We start from the raw sequence: 7,096 nt of genomic DNA on the forward strand, positions 1-7,096 counted from the left end.
TCAAACATGCTCGTCGGAACGCTGATCAACGCTGCAACGATCGTAATCGCATCAATTGCCGGAATTCTTGTTGGTTCGAGAATGAAGGATGAAGTTAGAAAGGCGTTAATGAACGTTCTCGGACTTCCTGTGTTGTTGATAGGGATAAGCATGGGGTTGAAGACTGAGAACGTTCTCATACCAACTTTGAGCATAGTGGCGGGAACGATTGCTGGAGAACTCATCGGAATCGAGAGATGGTTAGAGAATTTTGGCGTCAGGGTTGAGAGGAGATTTGGAAGAGGAAAGTTCTCGGAAGGATTTGTTGGAGCAACACTGCTTTACTGTGTCGGTCCTATGGCGATACTTGGTCCAATTCAAGAGGGTTTGACCGGCGATATATCAGTGTTGCTTGCAAAATCAATGCTCGATGGAGTTGCATCCATCGCACTTGCTTCAGCTCTCGGGATAGGCGTTGCTTTCTCCAGCGTGAGTGTTCTCCTGTATCAGGGATTTTTCGCAGTCCTCGCTTCTGAACTCAGCAGGGTTGTTACGGAGAGCATGATAAACGAGCTGACTGCTACGGGCGGGTTGCTGATTATGGGTATTGGAATAAATCTTTTAGAGCTAAAAAAACTCAGGGTTGGGAACATGCTTCCGGCTCTGGTCATTGCACCCCTAATCGTTTATTTTGTTTAATCTGGTTTCCCGACGAGGTAGTTGAACCTGTAATCCACAATCTCCACTTCCATGAACTGTCCGAGAACACCCTCCGTTACAACAGCCCTGTAGGAATCCGTTCTCGCCAGAACTGTATCTCCCTTACCCTTTCTCGTCACGAGCACCTTGAGCTTTTTTCCGGCAAACCTCGAATTGTTCTCCAGCCCTATCACCCTCACCAACTCTGTAAGCTTCCTCGACCTCTCCTTCTTAATCCATCCCGGTATATCCCTGTATTTTGCCGCCAAAGTTCCTTTTCTTGGTGAGAATCGTGTTATGTTTACGATATCCGGCTTTGTTTCTTTCACAAGTTCGTAGCTTTTCCAGAAAGATTCTTCGTTCTCTGTTGGGAAGCCAACGATGATGTCGGTCGAAACCAGAACATCGTCGAAGTTTTTCCTGAAGGTCTCGACAACCTCGATATAGTCTTCCACCGTATGCCCCCTTCTCATATCCTCAAGAACCCTGTTGTCTCCGCTCTGCACCGGAACATGTATAAACTTGTAAATCTTCTCGCTGCTGAAAGCAGAGATAAGATCGTCAAGAACTCTCACAGCATGCTGGGGGTTCATCATCCCGACTCTAACCCTAAAATCTCCTTCAATTTCTGAAATGCGATTCAGCAGTTCGGGAAGCATTTCTTTGCCTTTATCAAGCCCGTAAGCCCCTGTATCCTGAGATGTGAGCTGAATTTCTTTAAAACCTTCTTTCACGACTCGTTCAATTTCTCTGACTATTCCATCCATCGAGAAACTCCTCAGTCTTCCCCTTGCCATCTTCGTAGCGCAGAAACTGCAAGAGCCCAAACACCCCTCTGATATTGATACTATTGCTATTGTGCTATCCCTATACCTCTTTTTGAGGTCACAGAGTTCCGATTTATCCACGTTTCTCCGTTCTGCCAAAATTTTCTTGCCATTCCTTGCTGAAAGAACAGCATCAACAATGTCTATCACGTTTTCAGGTGAGATGGCAGAATCTGAAAGCTTTACAGCCAGATCACTTATCCTCGTCAGGCAGCCAGCAAGAACGACTTTCTTACCCGATGTTTTTAACTCTTTGATTCTCCTTATTATCTTTCTCTCAGTGTAATCCACAACACCACATGAGTTTATCACAACAACGTCTGCATCCTCAACTGACGACAGCTCAAACTGCTTTGAGATTAAGCCTCTCATTATGTCTGAATCTGCCTGATTCATCGTGCAGCCGTAGGTTTCAATCGCCACTCTCAACCTGAGTTTATTGGAGGACTGGTTTAATAGGTTTTACTTCAAATCCTTCAGGCTACGAGTTCAAAATCTAATTTTCCTTAACTGTCAAAAAGATTATCAATCACCTAAAATAATTAACTTTCATGAAAAGAAGTGAAAAGGTTGTGGGAGGACCTTTGAGAGTGGGTCATCGGGCTTTGCTGAGATGTGCTGGCTTAACTGATGAAGATTTCGAAAAACCAATTGTTGCTGTTGTAAATTCGTGGAATGAAGTTGTTCCGGGACACATGCACCTGAAGCAACTTGCCTACCACGTTAAGATGGGAATAAGAGAGAAGGGAGGAATCCCTCTTGAATTCAACACAATAGCAATCTGCGATGGAGTTGCAATGGGACATGAGGGGATGAGAGCACCTCTGCCAAGTAGGGAGACCATAGCGGACTCCATAGAGCTTATGATCGAAGCTCATGGCTTTGATGCAATGGTTTGCATCTGCACCTGCGACAAGATCGTGCCCGGAATGCTGATGGCAGCAGCCAGACTCGACATACCAACTGTTTTTGTTCTGGGTGGAGGAATGCTACCATTCAAACCCTCTTACGGGAGGTTTAAAGGAAGAGAGATGACAGCCATAGATGTTGCTGAGGTTTTTGAATTAATGCAGAGGGGCGAAATTGATGCAGAATACGCCAAGTATGTGGAGGAAAACATCTGCACAACGGCAGGTGCATGTGCTGGAATGTTCACGGCAAACACCATGCAGTGCCTTACCGAGGTTATGGGTCTGACAATTCCGATGATGGCAACGACACCTGCAGCATACTCCGCAAAGCTCAGGTTAGCTCTTGAAGCTGGCAGAGCAGTTATGGATACTTACAGGCAGGAAATCAAGCCAAGCGACGTCCTGACTGAGGAAGCATTCGAAAATGCTGTAATGGTAGATATGGCACTTGGCGGCTCTACAAATACAGTTCTGCACCTCCCAGCTATTGCGAACGAACTTGGGATAAAAATTCCACTTGATCTTTTCGATGAAATCAGCAGAAAGGTGCCGCATATCTGTGGAATCGCTCCGGGAGGGGAATACACAATCTTCGACCTTCACCAGGCTGGCGGAATTCCTGCCCTACTCAAAAGGTTGGAGAGACTAATAAATAAAGAATGTGTTACGGTTACGGGCAAAAAGATCGGAGAAATAGCTGAGAAGGCTAAAATCTACGACGAGGATGTTATAAGACCGTTGGAGAAGCCTGTTCATAAGGAGGGTGGTATAGCAATTTTGTGGGGAAATCTCGCTCCAAGAGGGGCAGTGGTTAAAACTGCCGCTGTAAGCAAGAAAATGCTGAAGTTTAAAGGAGAGGCGAGGGTTTTTGATAAGGAAGAAGATGCAGTTGCGGCGATTTTAAACAGAGAAATTAGAGAAGGAGAGGTCATAGTAATAAGGTATGAAGGTCCGAAGGGCGGGCCCGGGATGAGGGAGATGCTTACGGCAACTACTGTCCTGATGCTCTCGGGAATGGGCGAGAGTGTAGCTCTCGTCACAGATGGCAGGTTCAGTGGGGCTACAAAAGGGCCATGTATCGGCCATGTCTCTCCTGAAGCTGCTGAGAAGGGCCCAATTGCTGTGGTTGAGGACGGAGATGTGATAGAGATAGATATCCCGAAAAGGAGCCTTGAAGTCAAGCTGAGCGATGATGAAATAGAAGAGAGACTGAAAAACCTACCGGAATTCGAGTCGAAGGTTAAGAAAGGCTGTCTTTACCGGTATTCAAGGCTTGCAAGCAGTGCAGACGAGGGAGGTGTGATGGTTTAGTTTGATTGGTGAGCAAAATATTCCTTTTTTGTGTATATCTAATCTATCCCAGTATCTCGAGCCGCGACATATGACATTCCCAGCCTCTGTGAATACTAAATCTAAAGTGGCTTTTCTCATGGTCATGTATCTCTTACAATCACGATTCTTCTTTGGCCACAACACTCTATTTTCTTGAGGGTATCTTCAGCCTCAAACTGCTTTATTTTCTCTTTTAGCTCTTTCAGGTGCTTACACAACTTAGTCTCCCCCTAACCACTCTCTCTTCAATTCATAAAAACTACCTTCCCTGATTGACTCCCTGATCTTCTCCATAAGACTCAGGATAAAAAAGAGGTTGTGATATGTGGCAAGTCTGAAGTATAGTAGCTCGTTTGCAGTGTAAAGATGTCTTAAATATGCTCTGGAGTAGTTCTGGCAAACAAGGCACTCGCAGGTACTGTCAACAGGCTTTGTATCTCTTCTGAACCTCGCATTTCGGATATGGATTCTGAATTTATTTGCCCGAGTCCCACCTTCAGCTGGGCTGATGTATAGATGTCCCCTTCTCGCCCATCTTGCTGGAGCTACACAGTCAAACATGTCTACACCCTTTTCAGTGCAGTTGAATAAATCCTCAACCGCTCCAATGCCCAGAAGATGCCTCGGCTTATCTTCCGGCAGCAAAGGAATCACCCAGTCCAGAATGTTCAGCATATCCTGCTTGCTCTTACCCAATGATCCGCCAATCCCGTAGCCCGCAAAGTCTCTCTCCGCCATAAATCTTGCAGACTTTTCCCTTAAATCCCTGTACTTTCCGCCCTGTACAACGCCAAAGAGAGCCTGCCTTCTATCGTAGTATTCTAAGCATTCCTCAGCCCACCTGTGGGTTCTTTCCAGTGCCTTCTCGGTGTAGCTTCTGTCAGAAAGAGGTGAGGTGCACTCGTCGAATGCGAAGATGATGTCAGAACCGAGGTTTGATTGAATTTCCATGGATTTTCTGGGTGTGAGTTCGATTATTCTGCCTGATTTTGGGTCTTTGAATTTTACACCTCTCTCTGTCACAACAGCGAGCTTTTTACCCTCTTTCTGGATTTCTTTCAGCCTCTCTTCGCTCAATCCCTCGAGAAATATGTTGTTGGCTATCTTCCCCACACCATGTTCCATTCCAAAACCCAAGGAGAAGGCCTGAAAGCCACCAGAGTCTGTCACAATTGGCCCGTCAAAGTTCATGAACTTATGCAGCCCTCCAAGGTCTCTGATAAGCTCGTCACCCGGTCTGAGGTGGAGGTGATAGGTGTTCGCGAGAATGACTTCCACACCCATATCTCTTAAGTCTCTGTTGTCCAAGCCCCTAATGGCACCTAAGGTTGCAACCGGGATGAAAACCGGGGTTTTGAAGCTCCCATGTCGGGTTTTAACCTCTCCAACGCGCATTCTGTCGAGGGTGTGTTTGATTTTGAATTTCATTCAGCGTTTAGTTGGACAGAAATTTTTAAAGGTTGTTGGATGCCTCTTTCAACATCAACCCTCTAACAGTAAACCTAACCCATCCAAAACCCATAAAACAGCCAACAGCCTCTCCTAAAACGATACCCAGCAAAATACCTTCAAATCCGAAGGGAATTGCAAGTAGATAGGCAAGAGAAACTGAGAAACAACTGATCTCAAAACGGTAATTGCAAAAGACCTCTCACCTTTTCCCATTCCCTGAAAAACGGATGCCGAGGAAACTCCAAGTGGTGCGAAGAGCAGGATAAATGCTGTTATCTTTATTGTTTTAGCCACTTCATCGTAAATAACTGCTGAGGCTTCAGTGTATGTGAAAATTGTAGAGATTTGAGGGGCAAAGGCAACCATTGCAGAAAGGATTGCTGCGTCAATCAACAGCAACAATTTGACGGCGTAGTTCAAGCTCTCCTCAATCTTCTTTGGATTCCTCGCACCGTAAGCAGCTCCGGTGACAGCAGTCAACGCCACGCTCATTCCGAAGAGAGGGACGAATCCGAAATGAATCAACCTCCATGTACTTGTGTAGGCAGCCAGCCCCACACTACCCCCCTGTTTCAATCACAAGTTCGGTTAATCAGCATGAAGGCTATAGATATGGTAAGCATTGAGAGGGAAGAGGGCGTACCAACCCTGAACAAATCAAAGGCAATTTTTCAGTCCCATTTAAAGGGAAATTCTGGCTTTACAAAGGTTTTACCGGTTAAAAACCAAAACAAAAAGACTGCAGATGAGATAACCATTGAAAGAACACTTGCATGGGCTGCACCGGCAACGCCGAGGTTTAAAACGTAGATGAATATCGGATCAAGAATGATGTTCAAAACACTCCCGATTGTGTTTGCGTACATGGCCCTCTTTGCGTTTCCCTCTCCATTCAGAATTCCCATCGAGGTGTTGTTGAACATCAGAAATACACTTCCGAGGATCATTATTCGTCCATACTCGATGGAAAGCTGCAGAACCTCACCTCCAGCACCAAGCAAAATCATAGCTGGTGTTAGGAGAATAACGGATGCAGTCATTGGAATTGAAACAAGAAATCCAACCAAGAAGGCGTGTATTGCGGTAAGATTTGCCCCTCTAACATCCTTTGCTCCTATTCTCCTCGAAATAGCTGAGTTGGACCCAACGTTGAGTCCTAACGAAATTGCGAGAAAGATGAAGAAAAGCGGAAAGAATATTCCAACTGCAGATAATGCGTTAGGTCCAAGACCCGCAACCCACACTCAATCAGCGAGAATATACAGTGTGAAAACAAAATTGCTGATTACCATTGGGATAGAAAGCTTGATCAAAGCTTTTCTCGGCTCGCCCATCAGAGTCCCAAGGTTCTTTTTCTCTCTCAAAGTCACGAAGTGTCGGAAAAAAGTAAGGTTAGTTAACATTTTTATTTTCAGGACTTTCTTCTACGACGCAAGTCGTAAGACTTCAAATCTTGACGTCAGGTTGAATTAAGATATGGGATAGCGGTTTCGTGTATCATCATGCTAACACTCTTCAAATCTAATATTTTGTGGATAGAAAATTTTATATTTTTGACTAACAAGTCAATATATGACTGACCAGACAGTCAATATACTTAACGCTGCCCTCAAGCTCTACACGGCTAAACCACCTCACGAAGTAAGTCTTGACGATGTTGCAAGAGAAGCGGGAGTTTCCAAGAGCTTAGTCCTGTATCACTTTGGGAGTAAGCGGAATTTGATTAGAGCAACCCTCCTTCACGCCTACAGAAGTCTGGTGGACGAATTGAGGATTGGAAGCGTTGAGGAATTGGTGGATTTGTGGATTAAATACATAAGGGAGAGGAGGAAACTGATAGAGTTCATGCTATACGCATTAAGCTTCCAGTCTGAAGTGTATAGTCCCAAAAAATTT

General features: G+C 45.1%; 8 protein-coding genes. 3 read left to right on the forward strand and 5 right to left on the reverse strand.

All coding sequences use genetic code 11. The features are described 5' to 3' along the window. Positions 1-6: 6 nt before the first annotated feature. The gene (locus BP688_RS08550) at positions 7-678 is read left to right on the forward strand and encodes a DUF554 domain-containing protein (protein ID WP_290597173.1); all 672 of its coding nucleotides are present in this window, start codon (positions 7-9) and stop codon (positions 676-678) included. On the opposite strand, the gene BP688_RS08555 is transcribed toward BP688_RS08550, so the two are convergent. Next, entirely contained in the window at positions 675-1,928 is a 1,254-nt protein-coding gene (locus BP688_RS08555; RefSeq protein ID WP_290623512.1) for a tRNA (N(6)-L-threonylcarbamoyladenosine(37)-C(2))-methylthiotransferase, read from the reverse strand. The two genes, BP688_RS08550 and BP688_RS08555, sit on opposite strands and share 4 nt — an antisense overlap. Before the next feature lie 128 nt (positions 1,929-2,056). Between BP688_RS08555 and ilvD the strand changes: the two genes are divergently transcribed. Beyond that, entirely contained in the window at positions 2,057-3,727 is a 1,671-nt protein-coding gene (gene ilvD / locus BP688_RS08560) for a dihydroxy-acid dehydratase (protein WP_290597174.1), read from the forward strand. A gap of 240 nt (positions 3,728-3,967) precedes the next feature. Here the strand turns inward: ilvD and tgt are convergent, their stop codons facing one another. The 4 genes from tgt to BP688_RS08580 all read right to left on the reverse strand — a co-directional run bounded on the left by tgt (position 3,968) and on the right by BP688_RS08580 (position 6,570). Next, positions 3,968-5,176 (reverse strand): tRNA guanosine(34) transglycosylase Tgt, encoded by a 1,209-nt coding sequence (gene tgt, locus BP688_RS08565; protein ID WP_290623508.1) that lies wholly within the window; start codon positions 5,174-5,176, stop codon positions 3,968-3,970. A gap of 114 nt (positions 5,177-5,290) precedes the next feature. Further along, positions 5,291-5,758 (reverse strand): MATE family efflux transporter, encoded by a 468-nt coding sequence (locus BP688_RS08570; RefSeq protein WP_290597176.1) that lies wholly within the window; start codon positions 5,756-5,758, stop codon positions 5,291-5,293. Positions 5,759-5,871: 113 nt separating this feature from the next. Further along, entirely contained in the window at positions 5,872-6,444 is a 573-nt protein-coding gene (locus tag BP688_RS08575) for an MATE family efflux transporter (protein WP_290597177.1), read from the reverse strand. Then, entirely contained in the window at positions 6,445-6,570 is a 126-nt protein-coding gene (locus tag BP688_RS08580) for a hypothetical protein (protein ID WP_290597178.1), read from the reverse strand. Positions 6,571-6,772: 202 nt separating this feature from the next. Between BP688_RS08580 and BP688_RS08585 the strand changes: the two genes are divergently transcribed. Next, a partial coding sequence (locus BP688_RS08585; protein ID WP_290624596.1) for a TetR/AcrR family transcriptional regulator occupies positions 6,773-7,096 on the forward strand: 324 nt, incomplete at its 3' end.

The sequence above is a fragment of the Archaeoglobus sp. UBA230 genome, assembly GCA_002507545.1.
Lineage (GTDB): Archaea > Halobacteriota > Archaeoglobi > Archaeoglobales > Archaeoglobaceae > Archaeoglobus.